General features: G+C 66.7%; 1 pseudogene. It reads right to left on the reverse strand.

The window, feature by feature from the left end:
• Positions 1-305: 305 nt before the first annotated feature.
• Positions 306-393 (reverse strand): annotated as a pseudogene (locus GOQ28_RS18690) (methylenetetrahydrofolate reductase [NAD(P)H]); the annotation flags it as partial.

The raw sequence follows: 393 nt of genomic DNA on the forward strand, positions 1-393 counted from the left end.
CGAGCCACCCTTGTTAGGACCGAGCGCGCCGACCGGCGGCGTCATAGGCTCGTTCATGCTGCGTTAGTGCATGAGGGTTTTCCACGCTGCGAGCCGCTGACCGGGGTGCGTGGGCCGCGCGGGCCTGTTGAGCCGCGGGAAGCCTCGCGCAGCGAGGCCGAGGCCCCTGCTCGTGGGCCGAGCCGTGGCGATCTGGCCCGCGCGGCCCACGCACCCCGGTCAGCGGCGTCTAAAGAACCAAGCCCGCCATTGGTACGAAAACCGGCTGCGCCCCAAGAACCAACAGCCGCAGACCACTCACGCGATTACAAATCCAATTCCCGCCAGATCGCCAACGCCGCATCCGCCTGATTCAGCGTATAAAAATGCAAGCCCGGCGCCCCGTTATCCAGC

Source organism: Bordetella sp. 02P26C-1 (assembly GCF_009763255.1).
Classification (GTDB): domain Bacteria; phylum Pseudomonadota; class Gammaproteobacteria; order Burkholderiales; family Burkholderiaceae_B; genus Bordetella_A.